This window comes from Parapedobacter luteus (assembly GCF_900168055.1).
Classification (GTDB): Bacteria; Bacteroidota; Bacteroidia; order Sphingobacteriales; family Sphingobacteriaceae; genus Parapedobacter; species Parapedobacter luteus.
In genome coordinates this window covers 379,462-405,384 of record NZ_FUYS01000003.1, presented here as the reverse complement: position 1 = coordinate 405,384, position 25,923 = coordinate 379,462, and the positions used below count along the sequence as shown (strand labels likewise).

Below are 25,923 nucleotides of genomic sequence, written 5' to 3'. Positions count from 1 at the left end.
ATGAGAATATTCAGTAAGCTAACAATTAGGAGGCGGGGTAGGTACTGCTGGATAAAATGCGCGGATGTGCCGCTCATCGTCCGCAATATAGTTTGTTTTTATCGTAGATTCGGCAGGCGGCTGGAGCATGAAACAGCTAATAGACTTAGCGTAATCTTTGGCAAAGAAATCTTGATCGCCAAGACCGGATTTGCCGTTGTTATTTTCAATCTCGATCTGAAGGACCACTTGTAGCAGCGCCTGTCGATCAAACCCATGCATGAAAATTGGCGCAGTAGAAATGACCATCTTTGAAAAAAAGATGGCAAAAAACAATTTTGCGTATATTTCCCTTTTTATCTTGGTCGACATATAGTATCTACTGCTCTGCACAAAAATATGTAAAAATTTGTGTGAAATTGTAAACATTGATTGAAAATGTTACAAAAACGGTATGCGATAAAAGGCTGCGTTAACAAATTGACATTTTGATGATTAAAGGTGCCGGTCGACAGCCGATAAGACAATATGAAGAAATAATGAGACAAAAAGGCGAACCAAACCCGGTTATTATTCAGTTGTTTTGCTCAATGGCTGGAGTGTTCGGCGAAGGCTCTACCATAAAACAGATACAGTTATAAACATTTAAAAAATACCGTATGGATAAGTCAAAAAGAATGAAAAATGCATTGGTTTTATTATGTTTATGTGGGTTGCAAGCTGGACAGCTTGTTGCGCAGGAGGCGACGGCATGGCATCCCGCTGGGGATAAGATCATGTCTCCTTGGGCCGAAGAACTAACCACCGCAAGCCCACTTCCTGAATATCCACGGCCGCAGCTGGTACGTGAGGGCTGGCAAAACCTCAACGGACTTTGGGACTATGCGATTGTGCCCGGTAAGTTAACGGAGGTGCCGACCGCGTACAGCGGAGAGATACTCGTGCCGTTTGCCGTGGAATCAGCGCTTTCAGGTGTTGGAAAGACCGTTGGAAAAGATAGTTCCTTATGGTACCGCAGAACGGTAGCCATTGATAAAAAGATGCGGAATCAGCGTGTGCTTCTCCATTTCGGCGCCGTAGATTGGCAATGCGAAGTGTATGTCAACGGCCAGCAGGCTGGTTCACACGAAGGTGGTTTCGATCCGTTTACTATTGACATTACTCCTTATCTGGCGAAAGGTGCCAATCAGGAGATTGTCGTTGGCGTGTGGGATCCCACAGACGAAGGCCCTCAGCCCAACGGTAAGCAGGTCGTGCGGCCCCATGGTATATGGTATACTCCCGTGACGGGCATATGGCAGACCGTGTGGCTGGAAGGTGTGCCCGAAACCTATATCCGGTCAACCAAGCACACGCCTGATATTGATCGGAGCTCGTTAGCTGTCGAGGCCACTATCGAGGGGCTTAGGCAGGGGGATGAAGTGCGTATTTCAGCATGGAATGGCAGCGAAAAAGTCGCGGAAGCGGCGGGCGACGGCAAATCGGCTATCACGCTGCAACTGAATAATCCCCAATTGTGGTCGCCCACCAATCCGTTCCTGTACGATCTAAAAGTCGCGGTAATCCGGAAAGGAAAAGCGGTAGATGAAGTATCATCCTATTTTGCCATGCGCAAAATTTCGATGGAAAAAGACAAAAAAGGAATCCAGCGGATGCTGCTAAATAATGAATTTGTTTTCCAATACGGACCGCTCGACCAAGGTTGGTGGCCTGACGGGCTTTATACCGCGCCGACAGATGAGGCATTGCGCTTTGATGTGGAAAAAACCAAGGACATGGGCTTTAACATGATCCGTAAACACATCAAAGTCGAACCTGCTCGCTGGTACTACTATTGCGATAGTATTGGCGTTTTGGTGTGGCAGGATATGCCGAGCGGCGATTTGGGAGGCAACCACTGGGATATGCGGCCGGGAATCACTTCTGGGAAACAACATGACAAAGATCGCTCTGCTGAGTCGGAAGCCATCTACCGCAAAGAGTGGAAAGCGATTATCGATGCCCTGTATAACTTCCCCAGCATTGTGGTCTGGGTGCCGTTCAACGAGGCTTGGGGACAGTTCAAAACAAAAGAAATCACGCAATGGACGGTGGATTACGATCAGTCGAGACTGGTCAACAGCGCCAGTGGGGGAAATTTTTTCCCTGTTGGACACATTCTTGATATACATAACTACCCCGATGCGGTAATGCCAAGGCCGGAATTGTTTGGCGAGAAGCAAATCTTGGTGCTTGGGGAGTTTGGTGGATTAGGCTTGCCTATTGAAGGACACACCTGGCAAAATAAGGATAATTGGGGATACCAAAGTTTCAAGAACGTAGACGAACTGAAAAATCGCTACCGGGGAATGGTCAATGATCTCGCACGGTTGATCCCGTTGGGGTTGTCTGCGGCAGTATACACGCAAACGACCGATGTAGAAGTGGAAACCAATGGATTGATGACCTACGACAGGAAGGTGGTGAAAATGCCCGAAACCGAATTAAAAGGGTGGCATCAACGTTTATATGACATCCGAATAGATCAATAAATCTTTAAAGAGGGGCTTTTATAGCCCCTTTTTTATTGCTTATGCTGCGCAAGGTACTCGCTTGGTGACATGCCAAACTGTTTCTGGAAATTCCGCCCGAAATGCGTTTGCGAACTATATCCCACCAGATCAGATACCTCGTAGATTTTAAGTTGGCCTTCGCTGAGTAGCTCGGCAGCTTTCTTCAAGCGTGCCACGTTGATGAGGTCGTTGGGTGTCAAATCCGATATCGCCTTAATTTTCCGGTATAATGTCGGGCGACTCATGTTCATCTTCTCGGCCAAATGCTCTACATCAAAGTGTACTTCGGCCATATGCTGTTGGATAATGTCATTCAGGCGCTCAAGAAAACGTTCGTCTGCCCTGGTGTGCGCCATCGTTTTGATGTGCGCCAGGGGTGAGCTGGCAAAATAGGCACGTACCTTATTCCTGTTGGATAATAGGCTATTGATTTGCGCGTGTAAATGCGCCGGCGAAAACGGCTTCTCGATATAAGCATCGGCACCTTGTTCCAGCCCTTGGATTTTGGACTGTAGCGTGTTTTTGGCCGTCAGCAAAATGACTGGTATATGACTATGCTCTTCATCCGATTTAATACGTTGGCAAAGCTCATATCCGTCTATGTAGGGCATCATGATATCACTCACAATAAGCTGCACGGGGTTGTTAGCAAGGGCTTCGAGCGCAAGCTGGCCGTTTTCGGCCTTTAAAACCTCATAATCGTCACTCAAATCGTCCGCGATAAACTCGAGAATCTCCGGGTGGTCATCGACCACCAATATCACCGGTCTTTCAGTTCTTGGTAATTCCTGTGCCATAAAAAGATTGTTGGGTTTGTTGTTCGAGGGGCATCGTCAGTACAAATACATTCATCCCATTTTCGGGAGCAGCCAAATGAAGGTTGCCGTCGTGCAGCAGCGCTAATGTTCGCGCGAGCGCCAGACCCAGTCCCGTTCCTTGCTGCGTGTCTGTCGCCTTTAGCCGGACAAACGTCTCGAAAACCTTTTCCCGCATCGCTACAGGAATAAGGTAGCCATCGTTTTTGACCGATATCATAAACACACGATCATCGGATGGATGTACCACCAACGACACCGCTATATGCCGCTTGGCATATTTGAGCGCATTGCCTAGTAAGTTGCTGATGATCTGTGTGACGGCCTCCTTATCCACCGTCGCGATGAACGGTGTATCGGGAAGCGAATAACGGAGCCGGATGTTCTTCTGCGCTGTCAATAATTTAAAGCCAAGTAGGTTTTCGCGAATCAGGGCGTTGATGTCCACTGGCGTGAAGCACAGTTGATAGCCGGTTACCTCCGCTTTCCGGAAATCAAGCAATTGGTTGGTGAGTGCCAGCAAGCGCTCGGTATTACGTTCCATGGTCTGCAGGTGCCTTTTCACGGTCGGCAGTTCTTCCGCTTTTTTCATTACTTTTTCCAACGGCGCCTTGATGAGCGTGAGTGGCGTCCGGATTTCGTGTGTCACGTTGGTAAAAAAGTCAATTTTGGCTCGGTAAAGTTCTTCCTCTTTGCGGTGCCGCATCAATTCCAGTTTTTGCTTATTTTTTTCCTTCATGCGGCGATGGTAACTGTGAATGCCATACCAAGTAACGGCAAGTGCTAACATTATATACACAAGATAGGCAGGGAGGCTTGCCCATAATGGGGGGAGGATGGTGATGCGCAATTGGGTTTCCTTGCCAATGAACCCACCTCGGCTATCTGCCACATTTACCCGGAAAAGGTAATCCCCGGGAGGCAGTTCGGTAAAATACGCTTTACGATTAGTGCGGATGTGTGTCCACGCCTTATCCAGTCCTTCCATCTTATAAGCATACTCCGTCATGCGGGGCGAAACAAAGCTCAGTGCGGCAAAGTCGATGCTGAAAGATGATTGGTTATATTTGAGCTCAATATGATCCGTAAAAGTAATCGATTGGCGCAGGGGCGACCCTTTTTTATTTATTTCCAGTTCGCGGTTATACACTTGTAACCCGGTGATATAAACTGGTGGCTGGAAGGTACTTTCCCGATAGTTGGCCGGATTGAATCTCACCAATCCCTTTACGCTGCCAAAATAAAGTGTCCCGTCGGGAGCTTTATAAGCCGAGTTGTAATTGAACTGGTCGCTCAGCAACCCATTGGCTTGCGTAAACACCTTGATTTCTTCTGTTGCGATATCAAAACGTACAAGTCCCCTGGAAGTGGTGACCCAAAGCTTATTGTCCGAATCTTCGAGCATGGCCAATATCAGGTTGCTCGGCATTCCGTCAGCGGTGCCAAACCGCCTGAAGGTGCCGCTGGCGGGGTTGAGGCGACATAGTCCGCCTTCGGTGGCTATCCAGATGGTTCCGCGGCTGTCTTCGAATATCCGATTGACCCGATTGCTCCCGATAGAGGTTGGTTCGTCAGCCCGATGGGTAAATAGGCCCTTGTCACCTGTCTTGGGGTTAAAATAGTACAGGCCGTCACGCCAGGTGCCTGCCCATATCGTTCCCCTGCTATCCTCAAACAATGTGGTATAAAAGATATGTGCAGGAAATCCGGAAACGAGATGGAAACCTTTGTTTACGTCAAGATATTCATATATGCCCCGGCCTGAGGCCAGTAATATCCTTCCAGCGCTGGTTCGGTAGCTGTTGAATATGAAATTGTTTCCTAATGCCCCTTTTTTATTTTCTGCCGTGTAATGGCAGATAACCTTTCCGGTGTTGACGTCCAACAAATCAAGTCCATGATCGAATGTGCCTACCCAGAGGGTATCACCGGTGACCAGCAGGCCGTGGATATTTGAATAGGCAAGGCTACCCCGATGGCCGGCGGGTTGATAATTGGTCATTCTGCCGGAGGAAATATCCATCTTATTCAGTCCGGCATCCTCGGTTCCAATCCATAAAAAGCCTTGCTCATCCGCACAAATCTCCCTTACCGCGTTACCCGAAATGGTGTTGGTGCCTTCGCCTTGGGGGAAAAATTTTTCAAAAAACGTATTGTTCAACGCATAATGGTTCACTCCACCGAAATAGGTGCCCGCCCAGATGTTGTCTTCGGTGTCTTTGCAAAGGGTGTAGACAGCATTGTCAGATAACGCCCAGGGACTGCCCAGTTGCTTCCGGAGGTTTATGCATTCGCCGGTATCGTGGTGGTAAATGAAAATACCGGATTCAGTGGCAAACCAGTACTCATTATGTTCGTTCTCCAGGATGTCCCGCACGAAGATGTTCGTCCCATATTCGTCATGGGTCAATAGATCGCGATACGTGCCCGTGGTTGGATCGAATAGTTTTACACCTTGCTTGGAGGTACCCACCAGAAAAAATCCCTTGTCACTGCAATGTATGGATTCAATCCATTCAGAGACCACGGATGGGGAATGGTCGAATAACGAATATCGGCCTTTTATGCCCTGGGTGGGGTGGTAATGGAGCAGGTCGCCGCCGGCGGTGCCTATCCAAATGTCTCCGTTTGCACCTATTCCAAATGAGCTCACTGAAGATTTTGCTTCGGCGATTTGCGTCAATTGCGCCGTTGTAGCGGAATATCGATATAGTGTCAGGTTATCAATAAACCAGACATTGCCAGCGTCGTCGCCCGCTATATGGAGAATTTCATTTATGATGGTTGGGTGAAACAACGAAAATTTTTCGGATTTCGGGTCGAAGATGTAGATACCTTGATCGGTACCCACCCAAACACGCGCTGTTTCATCCACAAATAGCGCCCGGATGAAATTACTTCCCAAACCGTTTGAGTTGTCAGGGTCGCTGTGGAACACCTTGAATGAATACCCATCAAAGCGGTTAAGTCCATCTTTGGTGCCAAACCAGATAAACCCCATCCTATCTTGTACACTGCACAGTACGGCGTTGTTCGACAAGCCGTTTTCGACCTGATAGTGCGTGAAGTAGTAGGGTTGGCCATAAGCACATTCCAGGGATACCAACACGCATAAAAAATATTTCAGCAGGAGCAATCTCACATCAAAAGGCCTTGTGGTTTAAGTCAAAGATAGGAGTAAAAATTGAATTGGAAGTCTATTATATGTGCTTTGTTTCAGATAACGGGCGCGCTGATTTGCACGGTTATCACCATGAAGCAAGTCGTCGACGGCAGCGGATCCGAACTGATCGGCAAGTAACTGAAAGCCTATGCCGCGTCAATGAGACAAAATAGTGAAAAATTGAAACAAAATGATATCGTGAGCTGCGTGCGTAATGCCGTCATTTGTAATGACGAAGGCCAAGCGCCGATTTAATAACCAATAATGAAACCAAACACTATGCGAATTTTTAGCACATCTTCCCTTTTTATTCCGTTATGTGTCCTTTTTTTATGGTGTGGCTGCGATAACCATCGAAAAACAGAAACAGGGGATGTTGACCCAAACCGAAAGATCTGGACGGCCGAGGAAGCTAATGCTTGGCAAGCGGGGCAGGGATGGCTGGTCGGGCCCAATTATACCCCGGCGACAGCTATCAATCAGCTTGAGATGTGGCAGGAAGATACGTTTGACCCCGAGACCATCGACAAAGAGCTGGGTTGGGCCGCGGATCTTGGCATGAATACGGCACGTGTTTACCTGCACGATTTGCCGTATGAGCACGACTCGGTAGGGTTTATTGCCCGAATTGACCACTTTCTGCAATTGACTGATAAGCATGGTATCCGGCCGTTGTTCGTTTTTTTTGATTCCTGTTGGGATCCCTTCCCTGTCGCCGGAAAGCAGCGCGATCCCAAGCCCCATGTACACAATTCGGGGTGGGTACAGAGTCCTGGACAGCATGCGCTGAAAGACAGCACCCAGTACCCGCGGCTGGAGCGTTATGTGAAGGGAGTGATTGGCCATTTTGCTGATGACCCCCGGATTTTGGGTTGGGATGTCTGGAATGAGCCGGATAACATGACCGGGCCATCTTACGAAGCGGTTGAAATCAAGGATAAAGTATCGTACGTGTTGCCCCTGTTGGAACAAGCTTTCGAATGGGCGCGGTCAGCCAATCCATCCCAACCACTGACGTCTGGAGTGTGGGCAGGGGATTGGTCATCGGATAGTACCTTGAAGCCAATTGAGCGTTTGCAAATCGAGCAGTCTGATATTATCAGTTTTCACAATTATGATACGCCAGAAGATTTTGAAAAACGCATCCAGCAGCTTCAACGCTATGGCAAGCCGCTTTGGTGCACCGAATACATGGCACGTCCCAACGGCAGTACATTCGAAGGGTTTCTGCCCATCGCCAAAAAATACAATGTAGCCATGTTCAACTGGGGATTTGTCGATGGCAAGACACAGACTATTTACCCGTGGGACAGTTGGACAAAATCGTACACGGCGGAGCCTCCATTGTGGTTTCATGATATTTTCCGCGGCGATGGCACGCCGTACAAACAAGGAGAAGTGGACGTGATCAAAACGCTCACGAATGCTGAGTAGATTCAAACGTAGCTAAACTTATTTTTATGATACACAGGATTTTTATATGTTTTTTCTTTTTTGTCAGTGTTCATACCATGGCGTTTGCGCAACAGGTATTGAACGGGCAAGTAGTGGACGAGGGTGGGCAACCGCTGCCCAATGCAACCATTGTGGTCAAAGGGACTAGCCGTGGCACAGCGGCGGATGAGCAAGGACGGTTCAAGCTTGAGGTAGCCGATGGCAATGCCGTCATTGTGATTACTTACCAGGGATACCTGCCTCTTGAGGCGGTGGTGGGCAATGAGCTGGATCAGGTATTTACGCTTCAGGTAGATGAAGCGCAGGCTACATTGGATGAGGTAGTGGTTATCGGATATCAGGCCGTTCGCCGTAAAGACCTTACCGGCGCCACAGGGATTGTCAATACCGCCGAAGCACAAAGGACCGTAGCGCGGTCGCTGCCCGAATCCTTGCAGGGACTGTCTTCCGGCATCACGGTGCGGAATGGTGGGGCGCCCGGGCAGGAGGCCGTGGTGAATATACGCGGCCTCAGCACTTTTTACGGCAACGCCAATCCATTGTATGTTATCGACGGCATGTTTGCCGATCCCAACACGACCGTAAACCCCGCTGATATTGAAAGCGTGCAGGTGTTGAAAGATGCGTCCGCGGCAGCCATCTATGGCTCCCGTGCGGCGAACGGCGTGGTCATTATCACCACCAAAAAGGGTCGTCCCGGCGAACCGAAATTCGAGGTTTCAGCCCGGCAAAGCGTATCCACCGTACCGCGCCGGTATGACATGATGGACGGCCCGGAATATGCTGCAACCAACAGAAGGGCCTATGAAATGGCTGGTTACGCTATTCAACCGGGCATTGCCAACTACCAGGGGGATGTGAATACCAATTGGGCCGATGAACTGTTGCGTACCGGAGCGGTAAGCGACCTGAACGCGTCTATATCCGGCGGAAGCGAAAACACCAACTACCTGATATCTGCTGGCTATTTCAAGGACAAGGGTACACTTATTGCCCGCGATTTCGAACGGATGTCCCTTCGCGTAAATGGCGAGCTTCGAAAAGGCCGGGTCAAAATAGGTGAAAATATTGCGATTACCAACTCGACGAGGAATACGCCGTTCCAAGGTGGGGCATTCGCTGGTAATCCTTGGTATGATATGTGGACGAGCGTCCCAATTCTCCCCGTGCGGAGCGACGACCTGATCAGCGGCGCCAACCCTGGAGGATGGGGTTACGGGTCGGCATCGTTTATCAATACCTTTTCCCGCAACCAGGTAGCCATCGCTGATATCACTTCGACGAGGAATAACTTTGCAAAAATCATCGGTAACGCCTATGTGGACGTCGATATCATCAATGGTTTGAGCTACCGGTTCAATGCCGGACTGGAAACCAGCTTCGACAAGAGCAGATCGATCCGTAAGGACGGCTCATGGTATCAAAACCAATCACCCGAATTTAGCTCCGTCGGGGAAAACCGGTCCCAGTTTTTGAGTTACCTTTTTGAACATACGGTCAATTACGACTATAACTTTGGCAAACATCACTTGAATGGAGTGGTCGGATTCACGCAGCAGACTGTGCAGACGGACAATGTCAATGCTTCGCGTTTGCAGCTGGCACGGTTTGGCGGTGAGTATTTTACCACGATCAACTCGGCAACAGGCGATATGGCGGCAGCAGGCAGCCTGCAGCGCTATTACATCGATTCCTATCTGGGCCGGATCAACTATACGTATGACGACAGGTACTTGGCTACGTTTACCTTTCGCTCGGACAAAGATTCGCGTTTCTCACCCGATTACCGCGTAGGTAATTTTCCTTCCGTAGCCTTGGGCTGGCGGCTCAGCAATGAGGAATTTTTCGACATACCCTGGGTAAACGACTTTAAAGTACGCGGATCCTACGGGGTACTTGGTGCGGCAAACCTCAGTGCTTATGAATACATTGGATATCTCAACCAAGGCCCCAACGTTGTCCTGGGACCTGGGCAGGAAACGTTCCCCGGCGCCATACAAGCCCGTCTCGTATATGAAGATCTCCGGTGGGAATCAAAAGCTACCACGAACATAGGTTTCGACGCCACCGTGCTGGATAATCAAGTGATGGTCGGATTCGATATTTTCCGGTCGGTTTCAAAAGATGTATTGGTTGGGCAGCCGCTGCCAATGTATTTGGGCAACTTGCAGGGGGATCCGTTGGTCAATATCGGATCGATTGAAAACAAAGGTATTGAGATTGATCTCGGTTATCGGCCCCAGATCGGCGGCGAATTCAAATGGGATGTCATGGCTAACGTCAGCTTTATCCGGAATAAGGTACTCGAACTAGGGAGCTTGGGCGTCGATCCGGAAACGGGGCTTCAACGCAACTACATTACCTCAGGCCATACGCGTACACAAGTAGGCCGCTCGGTAGGTGAGTATTTCCTGATACGCACCGACGGCTTGTTCCAATCCGCCGAAGAGATCGCCGAACACAGGGCGCAGGCAGACATTGCTCAGCCCGGCGACATCCGGTATGTCAACTTGGTTGACGGAGGCACTGGCGATGATATCAATGACAACGATAGGACGTTTGCCGGATCGCCTTGGCCGAAATTCACCGCAGGCATGCAGTTTAACGCGGCGTATAAGAACTTTACGTTGGGAATCCAGCTTCACGGAGTGTTTGGTCATATGCTCTACAACGATGTCCGCCGCGATTTGGATAGCTATGGCAATTCCAACTACCGCCGGGCAATCAACCCATGGACCCCGGAGAATACCAACACCAGTTTCCCGCGCTTGGGCGTGAGTGAACTCCCCGCAGGAGAAATAGCCGACCGGGGTATTATTTCGAATGCCAGAGCAAACTCCGACCGTTGGCTGGAAGACGGATCGTTCCTGAGACTGCGCAACGTTGAATTGGGGTATACCATTCCTGATCGCCTCCTGGGCAGAATAGGTATTACCAATACCCGCGTTTATGTGAGCGGACAAAACCTGTTCACGCTTACCGGTTATACGGGGCTCGATCCCGATGTGACAGGCGCCAACGCCAACCTCCAACCGGGGGTTGACAACGGAAATTACCCTGCATCCAGGATTATTTCATTCGGATTGGGTTTTGGATTTTGATGTAAATAAGTTAGCTAATTAAGAAACTACGACATGAAAAAATTAGGAACGATAGTATTGTCGGTGCTGTTGATAGCAGGTTCATGTACGCGCGATTTCAACGAGATAAATCCCAATGCGGCTACCATCGCCAGTTTTTGGGCGACCGCTGATGACGCCGAAAGGGGAGTGAACGCAGTATATAGCACGTTCTACCGGACCCCTGCACTGTATTCGAGATGGATTTACTACCACGGTACGCTCAAATCGGACGAGGGTTTTGGCTCCGGCGGTGACGGCGGGCTCAACAACCTGATGAGTTTCAACCAAACGGACTACAACCTGGGATTGACAGCTTCTACATGGCACACGTTGTATGTCGGGGTATTCAGGGCAAACCAAGTATTGGCCAATGTACCTGAGATAACGATGGACGACAACCTGAAAAGAAGGCTGATCGCTGAGGCGAAGTTTCTTAGGGGGTTATTTTATTTCAACCTGACCCTTTACTTCGGGCGTCCGCCGCTTATGCTCGAGCCATCACAAGTGGATGATATGCCACCGAATGCCACTACGGCCGAAGCATATGCGCAGGTTGCGGCCGACCTGACCGAGGCGATTCCCGACCTGCCCATTTCCTATACCGGTAATAATGTCGGGCGGGCTACAAGAGGAGCTGCGTATGCGCTGCTCGGCAAAACCTACCTGCAACAAAACCTGTATGAACAGGCCGCCCAAGCATTTGAGTGGTTGGTCACCGGAGAGGGGCGTAATGTGTATGACTTGACACAAGATTACAGGGATAATTTTTTGGTAACCACTGAAAATAATATCGAATCGGTGTTTGAAATTCAATTTAGCGAAAACTTGGCGGAAACCACGGATGACGACGTGAACGAAAGCCAGATCAATAACACTGGTACGTCGATAGCCCAGTTCTATGCGCCGCCGGGCGTGGGCTTCAGCGATGGTGCTGCCCGTCGATGGGTAGTCGATGAGTTCCTGCAAGAGCAGACGGTAGACGGCGAACGCGATCCACGGCTAGCGGCTTCATTTATCTTCGACTATACGGATCCGGCCGGGCCAGCGGCTACCATGGTGTACGGACAGACGTTCGCCGAGCGGTATGGATCGGGGCCTCAGGCCAATGGCGTTTGGTTTAGGAAATTTTTGAATGACCATTGGAAAAATCAGGAGGGATTTCGTTCGCCCAACAACTATCGGATGATCCGGTATGCAGATGTCTTGCTTATGTATGCTGAATGCCTTAATGGTATGAATCGTACCGCTGAGGCCTATCCATATGTGGACCGCGTGCGTGTACGTGCTGGGCTGCAGCCGCTGAGCGAGGCTCGGCCGGGGCTGAACCAGCAGGCTTTCCACGAACAGATTAAGCATGAGCGATTGGTGGAACTGGCTGGTGAGGGCTGGCGGTGGGCAGATTTGCTGCGTTGGGGAGATCTTGGCCCCCATCTTGCCGACCGTGATCCCGAATTTACTAACTTTGTGGAGGGACGTCACGAGTATTATCCCATTCCGCAGACCGATATCGATTTGAACCCCAACTTATCGCAGAACCAAAATTATTAGCGTTAATGATGAAGATATCGATGAAAACAACAACCGTTCGCTCTTCCGTTTTGGTTGTACTTATACTGGTTGCCATCGCTTGCAGCAAGTCAAGTAACAACGATGGGCCGGAGGTGCCTGGGCCTGAGCCGGAGGTGACTCGGTACACCAACCCGGTATTTGAGCCCATCTTGGCGGATCCATCGGTTGTACGCGATCCACAGACCGGTTTTTTCTACGCCTATGGTACCGAAGATAATTGGGGAGACGGACAAGGCAGTCGCCTGATACCTATTCTGCGATCCGCAGATCTTGTGAACTGGACGGTAATGGGCAATGCGTTCACCGCCAAGCCAACATGGAAGGACAATGGATGGCTATGGGCGCCGGAGGTCGTTCACGTGAATGGCCGGTATTACATGTATTATGCTTATTCCACTTGGGGTGATCCCAACCCGGGGATCGGTGTGGCATTGGCTGAAAATCCTACCGGGCCCTTCGTCGATCATGGCAAGCTATTTACCAGCCAGGAGATAGACGTGCCTAATTCAATTGATCCATTCTATTTTGAAGAAGATGGGCAAAAGTATCTGTTTTGGGGTAGTTTCAGCGACGCGCCCACGCAAGGTACTTATGGCGTGCTGTTGGCCGACGATGGTTTATCCGTACCGGACTTCAGCCGGAAATTCAAGATCGCCGCAGGGGATTTCGAGGCAGTGATGATTCATAAACGGGAAGGTTTCTACTATTTTTTCGGTTCAAAGGGCAGCTGCTGTGAGGGAGCCAATAGTCAATATCACGTATTGGTTGCGCGATCAACGGATTTGGCCGGACCTTACTTGGATAAAAACGGAGATGATATTTCAGAACGAGGCAAAGGAACGCTGCTCATCGAAGGTAATAATGTGTTCGTAGGGCCCGGGCATAATGCGCGGTTAATCACCGACGACAATAGTACAGATTGGTTTATTTATCATGGTATCGATAGAAGCCGGGGAACCGTGAGCAGCGGCGCCAGCCGTCGGATGCTCATGCTTGATCGCATAACCTGGCGTGACGGCTGGCCGGCGATTGCCGGCGGTACACCTAGTACTTCTCCGCAAGAAGCGCCGGTGTTTCAATAAAAGGGGAGTATAAAAGATAAAAAATGAAAATGCTTATTCGTTATGCCGTCATGCTCATCCATGTCTTGTCATTTTCTGCAATGCGGCTATCAGCCCAGGAAGAGCAAGATTTGTTTTTTGCAGATCCGACGATATATGTAGACAATGGTAAATACTACTTGACCGGAACCGGAGGCAGTGCCGGTGGGGCACCGGGGTTTTCCATGTTGGAATCTGATGACTTGAAAACCTGGGCTCCGCCTACCGGAGCAAATGATGCTGTACACATGATTCTGACCCAAGGAGACCAAACGTATGGTACAGAAGGCTTTTGGGCGCCACAGCTATTCAAGGCAACGGACACGTATTACCTCACGTATACAGCCAATGAACAAACCGTATTGGCACAGTCAACGACTTTGTTTGGGCCATACCGGCAAAAAGAAGTCGTCGCCATTGACAGCTCCGAAAAAAATATCGACTCTTATATTTTCAAGGATGACGACGATAAATACTACCTTTACCATGTGCGGTTTGATGACGGTAATTACCTGTGGGTAGCCGAGTTTGATTTAGCAAAGGGCACGATTAAGCCGGAAACGCTGACAAAATGCTTTGGCCAGACCGAACCCTGGGAAGCCACTCCGGCTTATGGGGCGTCGCCCATCATGGAAGGTCCAACCGTTGTCAAACTGAAGGGCAAATACTACCTGTTCTATTCGGCCAACCATTACAAAAGCGTTGATTATGCTGTCGGATATGCCGTATCGGATTCGCCATACGGCCCTTGGGTCAAGCACCATGATAGCCCCATCCTGCACCGTTCTGTCGTAAGCGAAAACGGCGCTGGGCACGGTGATTTGTTCGAAGGATTAGACGGCCAATTGTATTATGTATATCACGTGCATTTTAATCAACAGCAGGTAAGCCCCCGGAAGACGCGGATAGTCCCTGTCATCAAACAATGGGACGCTGAGGCCGGCCTATACACGTTTAGTATAAATAGCGACGCGGTCATTGAACCCGTGCTGGCCAAAAAAAATTGAACTTTTCAATGGTGCATACATCGATATCCTTCCGAAGTGTTTGCGGTGGATTGAAACACAAAAAATAATAAGCAATGATATTACCTGTATTTTTTTCCCAGCTACTTACAGCAGCTGTTGCCGGATGCGGCACCATGGTCGCCAGCCCGCATCCGGATAGTCAGCATGCCCCTGTCCGTCAAGACAGCACCTATATCAACCCCGTTTTTGAACCTATCCTCGCTGACCCATCGGTTATCCGTGATCCACACTCGGGATACTTTTACGCCTATGGTACCCAAGATAATTGGGGTGATGGCCAAGGCAGCCGGTTGATTCCCGTTTTGCAATCAGCCAATTTGGTCGATTGGCAAGTCGTAGGGCAGGCGTTTTCCAGTAAGCCTACGTGGAAAAGCAATGGCGGCCTTTGGGCGCCAGATGTAAACTATGTAGACGGCAAGTATTACCTCTATTATGCATATTCCACATGGGGCGACCCCAATCCCGGTGTCGGCGTAGCCATCGCAACGAAACCTACAGGGCCTTTTGTCGACCACGGCAAACTATTTACCAGCGAAGAAGTGGATGTACCCAACTCCATCGATCCATTTTATTATGAAGAAGCAGGGAAAAAGTACCTGTTTTGGGGCAGTTTCAGTGATGCGCCTACCCAGGGCACCTATGTTGTGGAGTTGGCAGACGACGGCCTGTCCGTACCTGATCTTAGCCGAAAAATCAAGCTGGCAGCAGGCGATTTTGAGGCCGTCCTGATCCATAAGCGGGATGGATACTATTATTTCTTCGGTTCCAAGGGAAGTTGTTGCGATGGAGCCAACAGTCAGTATCATGTGCTGGTCGCCCGGTCTGAGCGCCTGATGGGACCTTATCTCGATAAAGCTGGGAATCCGATCACAGCCCGCGGCAATGGGACGTTGTTCCTGAAAGGCAACGACAAGTTCGCCGGCCCTGGACACAATGCGCGGCTCATTACCGATGATGCAGGAACAGATTGGTTCATCTATCATGGTATCGATCGAACGCAAGGCAAGGTTTCAAGTGGGGCAAGCCGGAGGATGCTGATGCTCGATAAGGTCATCTGGCGCAACGGTTGGCCGGAGATCGCCGGTGAGGCGCCCAGCACAACCCCGCAGCGGGTGCCTTTCTTTCAGTGATAGTGATGATAAGATTCGATCGCCATTTTTTGGTATTCATTTCGGTATTGGTGTGGCTGCTTCCCGGTAACCATCTTGAATTGCTTATTGAAGTTGGTGAGTGACTGGAAGCCGCACTTATAACCGATACGGTCAATGTTCATTTTGTCTTCTTTGAGGAGTTTGCATGCGTATTCAATGCGGATTTCTTTCAAAAAGTCCGAAAAGGATTGGTTGACACGTGATTTGAAATACCTGCTGAATGATGTGCTGGTCATACTGGCGATGGAGGCGACTTCTTCCAGATGGATTTTGCGGTGGAAATTTTTCATGATAAACGCATAGACCTTATTCATCCGGTCTGTCTCCGCCTCGGTGTTGTAAGCCTTGGAATGGGTGTCCGTGATGAGCTGGCATTCATCGGATAGGGCAATGGTATTCAATATTCGCAATAGTTGGATAATACTGTCCGCACCTTTCAAGTCCAGTAATTCTACCATCAGCTGGCTTACCTGTACTTGTGTATCGCCTTTGATCTCAATACCGCATTGGGAACGCAGAAACAAGTGTTTGATGCTTTCAAATTCTTCCTTATTATGGATGGTCTCGCCTAAAAAATGATCATGGAAATAGATGACGACCACGGTTGTGCTTAATCGACTGTCTTTTTCAAAATAGGCATTATGGTTACGCCAAACATGCGGCAAGTTGGGGCCGATTAATACCAGATCATTTGCTTTGAAGGGCTTGATACTGTCCCCCACGAACCGGTTCCCTTCACCTTCTACGACATATGACAGCTGGAATTCGGGATGCAAATGAAAAGTGGGATCGAAGTATGGTTCAACCTGTTTTCGCACGACAAACGACTTGTTTTCCGGGATAAGTGCTTTCGGTATGATGTGGCTTTTCTTCATGATTTATCTTTGGTTGCCCATAAATATACGCAATTATGATATAATTTGACTATAAAGGGATAACATAATGCGGTTTTCCTGTGATTTTGCGGCCTACTTTTGTATGACCAACGGTTATAGAGCTATATTTTATGAGAATAATTTCCTACTTGTATATTGTCTTTTTCTGCCTGTTTTTTTTCCAATGTACGCATGACAACCGTAATTATCCACGGAGAGCCGAAGTCTTGTTTTTGGAAAGCGCCGATGCGCCCGATGTATCGGGCAAATACGCGTCTTGGTTGGCCATCGAACTTTTCAAGAGTGGCATTAACCTTACTTATACAACGGATCGTGCAGACTTAAACGATGAAAACCTGCATTTGTATGACGGTGTAATTTTATTTACGCTCCCGGATTCCATTTCTTCCGATCAGGAGCGCGCACTGGAAAAGTTCGTAGATAGTGGCAAGGGGTTGGTTGTGCTTGGTGGGCAGTTTCTTGGTGCCAATCAACCGCGATGGGTCGCCAAGGCACTTGATGGCAGTGCACCTGTTGCCGATACAGGCTCAAGGGAGGTATCCACTGATTCCCTATACCGGTTTAATAAAGGAAAAGGTCGTGTATACTGTACAGTCAGCGGCCATGACGAGCAGACCTGGAAAAGCCTGGATTTCCTCCGGTCCGTTAACAAAGGCGTGCAATGGGCGATAGGAGATCGGGTAATGGGATTGGTTGCACAATTGCAGATTCCCGATGTCAGCATCTATGAAGATACAATTGCCGATTTCACTGCTCGGCATTTTGTGCCGAAAATGCAGGAACCGTTGTCGCCTGAAGAATCGAAAAAACTGATACAGGTCCCCGTAGGTTTCGAACTAAAACTATTTGCCGCAGAGCCGGATATCGTAAATCCCATTGCAATGAGCTGGGATGAAAAAGGGCGGTTATGGATCATTGAGACTGTCGATTACCCCAATAATTTCGTCGAGCTCAAAGGGGAAGCAAATGACCGGATCAAAATATGCGAAGATACGGACGGCGATGGCATCGCCGACAAGTTTACGGTGTTTGCTGATGGGTTAAATATTGCCACGAGCCTTACGTTTGCCAACGATGGTGTGATTGTGGCCATGGCCCCACACTTCATCTTCATGAAAGACACGGATGGAGACGATGTGGTTGACTTACGGGACACCATCATGACCGGTTGGAATAAGAATGACACACATGCCGGGCCTTCAAACTTGCAGTATGGGTTTGATAATAAGATTTGGGGTGTCACGGGCTATGCAGGCTTCGATGGCCATATCAATGGTCGGCGGCTTGCCTTCGGCCAAGGCGTGTATCACTTTAGACCGGACGGTACCGATTTCGAATACCTGGCAACCACCAGCAACAATACATGGGGGTTAGGTATGACTGAAGACAACAACATATTTATTTCTACCGCAAACAACACACATAGCGCATATTATTCCATGCCTGAACAACTGGTGCAGCGCCAGCTTACGGACGACGGTAGGAGGGTTACTGTCAATGCGGTGCAGAAAATCGACGGGCATTATGATGTGCATGCTATGCAACCCAATCTTCGGCAGGTGGATGTAGTCGGTGGCTTCACATCTGCTGCGGGGCACCAGCTTTACACGGCGCGCGATTATCCTCAGAAATACTGGAATAAGGTTGCCTTTGTAACAGAGCCGACGGTACGCTTGGTACACAACGCTCTCATTGAGCCTGATGGTGCCGGTTTTAAAGAGCACGATGGGTGGAACTTAGTGGCCAGCTCGGACGAATGGTTTGGCCCTATTCACGCAGAAGTAGGCCCGGACGGTGCAGTTTGGATACTTGATTGGTATAACTTTATCATCCAACATAATGTATTCGTGCCGGCGCAGGCGCCTTCAGACAAGGTGTTGCCGTTTGTCGAGCAGCCGCATGGTCCCGGAAATGCGTTTGAAAGCGACCTGCGCGATAAGAAATACGGCCGTGTTTACCGGTTGGTGCATAAAGACGGCAAACATAAAGCTCTCCATAAGCTTTCGAAAGATGATACGGGCGGCCTGCTGAAGGCACTGAAGAGCGACAACAAATTCTGGCGGACGCATGCCCAGCGGCTATTGGTGGAACGGCAGCGCGACGACGTAACAGGTGAACTGATCCGGATTGTGTCCGACCAAAAAGTAGACCAAATCGGACTGAACGCCCCCGCTATCCATGCGCTTTGGACGTTGCAGGGATTACACCTTATTGATAAGCGGCAAGACGTATTCAATATCGTAGTGGAGGCCTTGAAACACCCTTCGGCGGGGGTACGGAAGGCGGCTGCCCAGGTACTTCCCGTAGCCTATCGATCCCGCGACGCACTACTGAATAGCGGGATCTTAGCAGACACCAACCTGAATACCCGCATGGCAGCGTTTGTAAAACTGGCCGAATATCCTGCTTCGGAGGCCGTTGCCAGGGCCCTGCTTGAAGCGACAGATGATCCCGCCAACGAAGCAGACCGATGGTTATCGCAAGCCCTGTTTGCGGCGATTGCCCGGCACGAAGATGCATTCTTTAAGCTGGCGCCTGCACAAGCCGGCAGCAGTTTCGCCAACCGAATCCTCGAATCGCTGGCCAATGAGCAGTACATGCTGGGGCGCCGTAGTCGTTTCCCGTTCTCGCCGGATGTTTCAAATAAGGAAATCCAGATCCAAGCAGATATCCATAGGCGTGATAACCAAGCCTATAATGGGCTGATTGTCGGACAAGGAGACAAGGCGGCGGGATACGCGCTTTATGTCAAAAACAACCGGCTGTTTTTTGAGGTCTATCAACATGGCCAGACGGCCACCGTTTCTTCACGGGGCCTCCTGCCTGATAAGTTTGTGGCCGAGGCACGGATGGCGGCAGATGCCTCGATTGAGTTATCCGTAAATGGGGCTACCCAAGGCAAGCAGCAAGTTATGCATTTGTTTACCGAGCCGTTGCAGCTCAACCTGCGCTCGGGCGAAGATTTTGATGAAGCTTATGCCTTTGCGGATTACGGCGGTCCATCGGGTTTTACAGGTGATATCAATAACATCTCCTTGAGACTGTCAAAAGCGCGACAATCTGCTGTACACGCTCAGCGGGGGATGTCAGCGACTGTAGACCCAGCCACTCATATACCCTCCGAGCGTGTCGAGCTAAAAGCGGTCAAAGACATCATGCAGTATGATAAGAAATTAATTACGGTTCCCGCGGGTAAGCGAATCACGTTGGTATTTGAAAATCCCGATGGTATGCAGCATAACCTGTTAATCATCCGGCCCGGAACGTTGGACATTGTCGGCAAGGCGGCGGACGACATGCTGCGGTCATCAGAAGCATTTGACAGGCAGTACGTGCCAGCGATTCCTGAAGTATTGCACCATACCCCATTGGTAAATCCCGGCGAGAGCTTCACGCTGGAATTTACCGCACCCAGGGAGCCCGGCGATTACCCGTATGTCTGCACCTTTCCGGGTCACTGGCGGGGGATGAATGGGATTATGCGCGTTATTAAGTAAATCAGGAACACAAAATGTATATCAAGATGAAACACACAATGAAGCTATTCGCAGTCCTCACCTTAATGGCGATGGCTGTTGGCACAGCGCTCGCTCAAACCAAACCGCTCCGGATACTGATGGTGGGCGGCGGCGGATCACATGATTTTAGTCGTTGGTACGGCGAGGAAGATGCAAAAACGATTGAATCGACGGGAGCCTACCAAGTAACATACACCGAGCAGGTGGACGCTATACCGGCCTATCTGAAAAGCACCGATATCCTTATTCTGGCCAACAATCAACCCATCGATGCAACGGGGCAGACTGCCATTACCAAATTTGTCGAAAAGGGGAAGGGGTTATTGCTGCTCCATGCCGCCGTGTGGTATAACTGGGAGGATTGGCCAGCGTACAACCTGAATTACGTGGGCGGCGGCAGCAAGAGCCACGAAAAATTCCAGGAATTTAAAAACTATGTCGTCAATCCCGCGCATCCCGTTACGCAGGGCGTTGCTCAAAAATTCGAGTTTCAGGACGAACTGTATCGCCACGTTCCCGACCCGGCCGCAAGGGGGATTGAAGTACTGGTTATCGGCCAGTCAAAAGAAACGGATGCGGTCTATCCGGTGGTATATACCGTAAAGCATCCCAAGGCGAAAATCGTAGGAATCACGTTAGGGCATGACGAGCATAGTCATCAGCATGAGGCTTACAAAACCTTGCTAATCAATGCGGTCAATTGGGTTTCTAGCAAATAACAAGTATAACCAGCTAAATAAAAATCAAATATGTCAAAAATCACTGTCGTTATCGTTGGTATGGGTTTTGGAAAAGAGTTCATTCCCATTTATCAGAAGCATCCGAATATTAAAGCTGTCGGAATCTGTACGCGAAATGAAAACACGCTCAACGAGCTGAAAGCGAAGTTTAACTTAGACGAAAACCTTGTTTTCACTGATTTCGAAGAAGTGGTGAAACGGGAAGACGTGGATGCCATCCATATTGTTACGCCTGTGCCCGAACATGCCCGGATGACGCTGGCGTCGTTGAATGCAAATAAACACACGGCCTGTACCATACCGATGGCGATGACCGTGGAAGACTGCAAAGCCATTGTGGAAGCCAAGCGCCGTGCAGGGAAGGTGTACATGATGATGGAAACAGCACTTTACACCCGGGAATTTCTTTACGGATTGAAACTTGCGGAAAGCGGCCAGCTGGGTAAAATCCAATTTGTCCGCGGGTCGCACATCCAAGACATGAGCATGGAAGGGTGGGCTGAATATTGGAAGGGCTATCCCCCGATGCTCAACGGTACCCATGCGATATCCCCGTTACTGCGCATCAATAACACCATTGCGGAATCCGTGGTTTGCCATGGTTCCGGTCGACTTTCCGATGATTTAGCCAGCCGGTATAATGCACCTTATGCCGTGGAAACTGCCACGTTCAAGCTGAAAGGTTCCGATGTAGTGGCAGAGGCAACCCGTTCGTTGTTTGACGTGGTGCGGCAGTATCGGGAGAGTTACGATGTTTACGGTACCAAGATGTCCTTTGAATGGGAACAGCTCCAGGACGAGGGCCACGCGGTCTTTGATGGCGGTGAAAATGCCCAGCGGCTGGATGTGCCCGACACGGATGAACTGCTGATTCCGGAAATTGCGGACTTCACGAAGCGCGAGCGGATTGATGACCCCAACCACGTGTCCTTTTTGCAGGGAGCAGGTCATGGCGGTTCGCATCCGCATCTGGTGCAGGAGTTTGTAGCGGCTATCGTGGAAGGGCGGGATTCTGCCGTGGATGCAGCATTGGCCGCCAACTACACCTGCGCAGGAATATGCGCCCATGAGTCGGCCATGAAGGGCGGTGTCCGTATTGAAGTGCCAAGTTTTGAATAATCTAATGTTGGTTTGTTACGATGAATATAGGAATAAGCACGTTTGTTTGGGTTTCACCGTTTTCAACGGCGTCGTTTGACATCTTGCGCAAAGCCAAAGACATCGGCTATGATGTTATCGAGATTGCTGTGGAAGATCGGGAATTGATCGATTGGGCTGTTTTAAGGAAAACCTGCCGGGAAATGGACCTGAGCGTCACCGTCAGCGGCGCGTTTGGCATGGACCGCGATATTTCCAATGAACTGCCCGAGATCCGGGCCAACGGGCTTTCCTATATCATCGATTGCCTCGAAATCGCCAGCGAATTGGAAAGCCCGCTATTCGGCGGACCATTATACTCAGCCGTGGGCAAGACGCGGTTGGTTCCAGAGAGACAGAAACAGCAAGAACGCCAGTGGTGCCTCGATAACCTGTACCAAGCGGTGCAGCGTGCCGAGGCGCTCGGTGTGACCTTGGCGTTGGAGCCACTAAATCGATTTGAAACCGATATGGTTAACACGGTTGACCAAGCCATAGCGCTCGTGGATGAGGTGGGGAGTGCCCAGCTGAAGATCCTCCTGGACACCTTCCACAGCAATATCGAAGAAAAAAATATTCCGGCAAGCATTATCAAACTGGGTAGCCGGTTGGCCCATATCCAAGCCAACGAAAACGACCGGGGTACACCCGGCACAGGCCACCTCGACTGGGTCGGTATCTGCGATGCACTCCAGACCATTGGTTACCAGGGTAGCTTGGTTATCGAAACGTTTGGTGCGCCATCCAAAGAATTGGCGAGAGCGGCCAGCATATGGAGACCGTTGGCCGCCAGTGCCGACGAACTGGCCGAAGAAGGATTTGCTTTCCTGAAGAAAACATTTACCGCTTAACCTGATGAGTCCTACAACCATACAAAACGCCCAGCACCCGGAGACACCCAGCAAAACACTTTTCTGGGGATGCTTCATGGTGTTGGTCGCTTCAGCCTTCGGGTTTGTATTCCGCTCATACCTGATGCATGAGTGGGGCATCCGCTTTGACCTGAGCAAGACCCAGCAGGGACAGATTTTTGGGGTCAGTTTCTGGCCATTTGCGTTGAGCATTGTTTTGTTCAGCCTAGTGATTGATCAGATCGGTTATAAAAAGTCCATGATTTTTGCGTTCATCTGCCACGCAGCTTCCGTCTTGCTGACCATTTTCGCCAACGGTTACTGGATGCTTTATTTCGGTACATTCCTGTTTGCGCTGGGCAATGGAGCCGCCGAGGCTGTCATCAATCCGGTGGTGGCCAGTATGTATCCGCGGGAAAAGACCAAATGGCTGAATATCCTGCATGCCGGGTGGCCGATGGGCATCGCCATCGCCGGCCTGTTTGGGATCACGCTGCTCCACCTCGAGGTCGACTGGCGGATCATGATGTTGTTTATTCTGTTGCCTACAATGGCGTACGGTGCATTGATATTCAATGCACATTTTCCGGTCAATGAGCGTGTAAAAGCGGGCGTGAGATATATCGACATGCTTCGGGAAGTGGGCGTATTGGGGTTTCTCATCATTACGAGCCTATGCGCCTTCGAATTGGGTAATTTGCTGGGTTGGGGTACGGCGGTCAGTTTGCTGGTCATTGTCGTTGTAGTGGCGTTTGTGGGATTTTACCTGAAAGCATTGGGCAGGCCGCTGTTGGTCGTGCTGCTGCTTGTCATGGTGCCCTTGGCTACGATGGAATTGGGTACGGATAGCTGGATCACAGACCTCATGACGCCGGAAATGCAGAAGCTCGGTTTTCAGGGTGGATGGGTATTGGTGTTTACCGCGATCATCATGACCGTGCTCCGCCTCTATACAGGGGTGGTCACCAAGCGTATGTCGCCCTTAGGCATCCTTGCGATCAGCGCGTTGGTATCAGCGGTAGGCTTACAGTGGCTATCTTTTTCGGCAGGAGCCACTATTTTGCTGGCAGCGGGATTTTACGCCGTGGGCAAGACTTACCTGTGGGGCACCATGTTGGGCGTGGTGTCCGAGCAGTTCCCCCGGGGCGGTGCTTTGGCGCTGAACATCACCAGTGCGGTGGGGCAGTTAGGCGTAGGCATTATCGGCGCCGTTTTTTTGGGAGCCGTGCAGGATAGCGAAATCGATTCGACACTACAGGCATACGACCTGGAGCACCATACCACCTATTACAGCGAGTATGTTACGGAGGTTAAGCGGAGCATCTTTGGCGAGTATAAATCCTTAAACCAAGAAAAACTGTCGCAGGCAGACACGGAGACGCTGGACATCATCGCCGGCGTGGAGAACGAAGCAAAAAAATCGGCACTATCTACCGTGTCGATACTGCCGATGTTTATGTTTCTATTTTATCTCGGACTTGTCCTGTACTTCAGGGCGCAGGGAGGATATAAACCCGTCGTCCTTGAAGACCCACCGGAAAGTTTTCATTAAACGGAGTAACGAAAATTAAGTGATAAACCAATTGTTAAAAACGACCCGATTATGATGAACAGAAGAAAATTTATCCATGCACTGAATGCGGGGGCTGCATTGAGCTTGGTAGCAAAGCCATCACTTGCAGCGCTCTTCATGGACGGCCAATCTGCACGTATGCAGGATGAACTTGCTTATCACACCATTCAATCGATCACGTTTGGCGACGTACGGTTGCAATACCCCCGGCTTGTCGGGAAGAACGCCCGGCTCGATCTACATGGGTATGGCATAAGAAATGAGATCTGCATCATCACGACAGACCGGGGTGCTAAGGGCTGGGCATCACTTCGCGGTGGCCGTGGCGGGGCGCAACGTGTCGTGCCGGAGCTGGTAGGAAAGAAACTCTCGGATGTGTTTCAGGTAGCCATGGGCATTACGGACGAGCGTTATCTCCCATTCGATATGGCGTTGCACGATTTGGCCGGGGTTGTGCTTAATAAGCCCGTATACGCCTTGTTGGGCCGTGAGCAGCCGTTTACCACGAAGTATTACAGCGGCATGATTTACTTCGACGACCTGGAGCCCGCCCACGCGCCGGGGGGAATCGACCAGGTGCTTGCTAACTGCCGCTACGACTACGACTACGGCTACCGGCAGTTCAAACTGAAGATCGGGCGCGGCCACCGGTGGATGTCGTACAAAGACGGACTGGCACGGGATGTTGAGGTGACGAAGGCCGTCGCGGCGGCGTTTCCCGACTGCGATATTTTGGTAGACGGCAACAACGGCTTCACCGTTCACGAGTTTATCGAATACCTCAAGGGAATCGGTAACATTCCACTGTTCTGGATCGAAGAGCCTTTTCACGAAACCGTTGACGACTACCGGAAATTGCGCGACTGGATGAGCCGGGCAAATGTCAAAAGCCTGCTTGCCGATGGTGAAGCCGACCCCGATCCAGCGCTGCTCGACGAATTGATGCAGCAAAAGCTCATGGATGTCCACCTTACCGATATCGAGGGGCTTGGATTCACCAATTGGCGGAAGCTCATGCCGAAGTTGGTTCAATATAAGGTGCAAGCATCGCCCCATGCTTGGGGCTCGTTGTTGAAATCTTACTATACGGCCCATTTGGCTGGAGGCCTTGGGAATACCGTAACAATCGAGGGTGTCACGAGTACATCAGATGACGTGGATCTCAGTGGATATACGATTAAAGACGGTGAGCTGATTCCACCTGCTGCGCCTGGATTTGGCATGGCGTTACTGCGTTGAAGTAGCTAAAAATCTTTTCAGGAACCTGTTTTTGC

Annotated in this window: 17 protein-coding genes; 13 read left to right on the top strand and 4 right to left on the bottom strand. The window is 50.1% G+C overall.

The features are described from left to right. Positions 1-18: 18 nt before the first annotated feature. Entirely contained in the window at positions 19-408 is a 390-nt protein-coding gene (locus B5X72_RS08310) for a hypothetical protein (protein ID WP_079716374.1), read from the bottom strand. Between the two features lie 230 nt (positions 409-638). Between B5X72_RS08310 and B5X72_RS08305 the strand changes: the two genes are divergently transcribed. Then, positions 639-2,510 (top strand): glycoside hydrolase family 2 protein, encoded by a 1,872-nt coding sequence (locus B5X72_RS08305; RefSeq protein ID WP_245826887.1) that lies wholly within the window; start codon positions 639-641, stop codon positions 2,508-2,510. A 32-nt stretch (positions 2,511-2,542) separates the two neighbouring features. Here B5X72_RS08305 and B5X72_RS08300 read toward each other — a convergent pair whose 3' ends face one another. Beyond that, the gene (locus B5X72_RS08300; RefSeq protein ID WP_079716372.1) at positions 2,543-3,328 is read right to left on the bottom strand and encodes a response regulator transcription factor; all 786 of its coding nucleotides are present in this window, start codon (positions 3,326-3,328) and stop codon (positions 2,543-2,545) included. Beyond that, positions 3,303-6,488, bottom strand: coding sequence for a ligand-binding sensor domain-containing protein (locus B5X72_RS08295; protein WP_139378599.1), 3,186 nt, complete (start codon positions 6,486-6,488; stop codon positions 3,303-3,305). Before B5X72_RS08295 ends, B5X72_RS08300 begins: the two co-directional genes overlap by 26 nt. Before the next feature lie 285 nt (positions 6,489-6,773). On the opposite strand from B5X72_RS08295, the gene B5X72_RS08290 reads away from it, so the two are divergent. The 6 genes from B5X72_RS08290 to B5X72_RS08265 all read left to right on the top strand — a co-directional run bounded on the left by B5X72_RS08290 (position 6,774) and on the right by B5X72_RS08265 (position 15,913). After that, positions 6,774-7,943, top strand: a complete 1,170-nt coding sequence (locus tag B5X72_RS08290) for an endo-1,4-beta-xylanase (protein WP_245826886.1) — start codon at positions 6,774-6,776, stop codon at positions 7,941-7,943. A 26-nt stretch (positions 7,944-7,969) separates the two neighbouring features. Then, positions 7,970-11,065 (top strand): SusC/RagA family TonB-linked outer membrane protein, encoded by a 3,096-nt coding sequence (locus B5X72_RS08285; RefSeq protein WP_079716369.1) that lies wholly within the window; start codon positions 7,970-7,972, stop codon positions 11,063-11,065. A 33-nt stretch (positions 11,066-11,098) separates the two neighbouring features. Beyond that, complete coding sequence (locus B5X72_RS08280; RefSeq protein WP_079716368.1) at positions 11,099-12,634, top strand: RagB/SusD family nutrient uptake outer membrane protein; 1,536 nt, start codon at positions 11,099-11,101, stop codon at positions 12,632-12,634. Between the two features lie 5 nt (positions 12,635-12,639). Then, positions 12,640-13,737, top strand: coding sequence for a family 43 glycosylhydrolase (locus B5X72_RS08275; RefSeq protein WP_245826884.1), 1,098 nt, complete (start codon positions 12,640-12,642; stop codon positions 13,735-13,737). Between the two features lie 23 nt (positions 13,738-13,760). Next, complete coding sequence (locus tag B5X72_RS08270) at positions 13,761-14,762, top strand: glycoside hydrolase family 43 protein (protein WP_079716366.1); 1,002 nt, start codon at positions 13,761-13,763, stop codon at positions 14,760-14,762. A gap of 74 nt (positions 14,763-14,836) precedes the next feature. After that, entirely contained in the window at positions 14,837-15,913 is a 1,077-nt protein-coding gene (locus B5X72_RS08265) for a family 43 glycosylhydrolase (protein ID WP_079716365.1), read from the top strand. Here B5X72_RS08265 and B5X72_RS08260 read toward each other — a convergent pair. Further along, positions 15,907-16,809, bottom strand: coding sequence for an AraC family transcriptional regulator (locus B5X72_RS08260; protein ID WP_079716364.1), 903 nt, complete (start codon positions 16,807-16,809; stop codon positions 15,907-15,909). The genes B5X72_RS08265 and B5X72_RS08260 overlap by 7 nt on opposite strands. Positions 16,810-16,940: 131 nt before the next feature. Here B5X72_RS08260 and B5X72_RS08255 point away from each other — a divergent pair, with 131 nt between their 5' ends. From B5X72_RS08255 to B5X72_RS08230, 6 genes are read left to right on the top strand one after another with little or no spacing between them, the layout of a single operon-like run. Beyond that, a complete protein-coding gene (locus tag B5X72_RS08255) occupies positions 16,941-20,327 on the top strand; it encodes a PVC-type heme-binding CxxCH protein (RefSeq protein WP_079716363.1) in 3,387 nt (1,128 codons plus the stop codon). Between the two features lie 26 nt (positions 20,328-20,353). Further along, a complete protein-coding gene (locus B5X72_RS08250; protein WP_176146127.1) occupies positions 20,354-21,067 on the top strand; it encodes a ThuA domain-containing protein in 714 nt (237 codons plus the stop codon). A 30-nt stretch (positions 21,068-21,097) separates the two neighbouring features. Continuing rightward, the gene (locus B5X72_RS08245; RefSeq protein ID WP_079716361.1) at positions 21,098-22,207 is read left to right on the top strand and encodes a Gfo/Idh/MocA family protein; all 1,110 of its coding nucleotides are present in this window, start codon (positions 21,098-21,100) and stop codon (positions 22,205-22,207) included. Positions 22,208-22,227: 20 nt separating this feature from the next. Further along, positions 22,228-23,076: a sugar phosphate isomerase/epimerase family protein gene (locus B5X72_RS08240; RefSeq protein ID WP_079716360.1), complete on the top strand. Its 849-nt coding sequence runs from the start codon at positions 22,228-22,230 to the stop codon at positions 23,074-23,076. Between the two features lie 4 nt (positions 23,077-23,080). Beyond that, positions 23,081-24,628, top strand: a complete 1,548-nt coding sequence (locus tag B5X72_RS08235; protein WP_079716359.1) for an MFS transporter — start codon at positions 23,081-23,083, stop codon at positions 24,626-24,628. A 51-nt stretch (positions 24,629-24,679) separates the two neighbouring features. Then, positions 24,680-25,888, top strand: coding sequence for an enolase C-terminal domain-like protein (locus tag B5X72_RS08230; RefSeq protein ID WP_217698112.1), 1,209 nt, complete (start codon positions 24,680-24,682; stop codon positions 25,886-25,888). The last annotated feature ends 35 nt before the right edge of the window (positions 25,889-25,923 follow it).

Bases quoted from the DNA above. Each gene is read 5' to 3' on its own strand.
- B5X72_RS08290 (WP_245826886.1), top strand. From the start codon at position 6,774: ATGAAACCAAACACTATGCGAATTTTTAGCACATCTTCCCTTTTTATT.
- B5X72_RS08305 (WP_245826887.1), top strand. From the start codon at position 639: ATGGATAAGTCAAAAAGAATGAAAAATGCATTGGTTTTATTATGTTTA.
- B5X72_RS08235 (WP_079716359.1), top strand. From the start codon at position 23,081: ATGAGTCCTACAACCATACAAAACGCCCAGCACCCGGAGACACCCAGC.
- B5X72_RS08245 (WP_079716361.1), top strand. From the start codon at position 21,098: ATGTCAAAAATCACTGTCGTTATCGTTGGTATGGGTTTTGGAAAAGAG.
- B5X72_RS08280 (WP_079716368.1), top strand. From the start codon at position 11,099: ATGAAAAAATTAGGAACGATAGTATTGTCGGTGCTGTTGATAGCAGGT.
- B5X72_RS08240 (WP_079716360.1), top strand. From the start codon at position 22,228: ATGAATATAGGAATAAGCACGTTTGTTTGGGTTTCACCGTTTTCAACG.
- B5X72_RS08265 (WP_079716365.1), top strand. From the start codon at position 14,837: ATGATATTACCTGTATTTTTTTCCCAGCTACTTACAGCAGCTGTTGCC.
- B5X72_RS08275 (WP_245826884.1), top strand. From the start codon at position 12,640: ATGATGAAGATATCGATGAAAACAACAACCGTTCGCTCTTCCGTTTTG.
- B5X72_RS08270 (WP_079716366.1), top strand. From the start codon at position 13,761: ATGAAAATGCTTATTCGTTATGCCGTCATGCTCATCCATGTCTTGTCA.
- B5X72_RS08230 (WP_217698112.1), top strand. From the start codon at position 24,680: ATGATGAACAGAAGAAAATTTATCCATGCACTGAATGCGGGGGCTGCA.
- B5X72_RS08250 (WP_176146127.1), top strand. From the start codon at position 20,354: ATGAAACACACAATGAAGCTATTCGCAGTCCTCACCTTAATGGCGATG.
- B5X72_RS08285 (WP_079716369.1), top strand. From the start codon at position 7,970: ATGATACACAGGATTTTTATATGTTTTTTCTTTTTTGTCAGTGTTCAT.
- B5X72_RS08260 (WP_079716364.1), bottom strand. From the start codon at position 16,809: ATGAAGAAAAGCCACATCATACCGAAAGCACTTATCCCGGAAAACAAG.
- B5X72_RS08310 (WP_079716374.1), bottom strand. From the start codon at position 408: ATGTTTACAATTTCACACAAATTTTTACATATTTTTGTGCAGAGCAGT.
- B5X72_RS08255 (WP_079716363.1), top strand. From the start codon at position 16,941: ATGAGAATAATTTCCTACTTGTATATTGTCTTTTTCTGCCTGTTTTTT.
- B5X72_RS08300 (WP_079716372.1), bottom strand. From the start codon at position 3,328: ATGGCACAGGAATTACCAAGAACTGAAAGACCGGTGATATTGGTGGTC.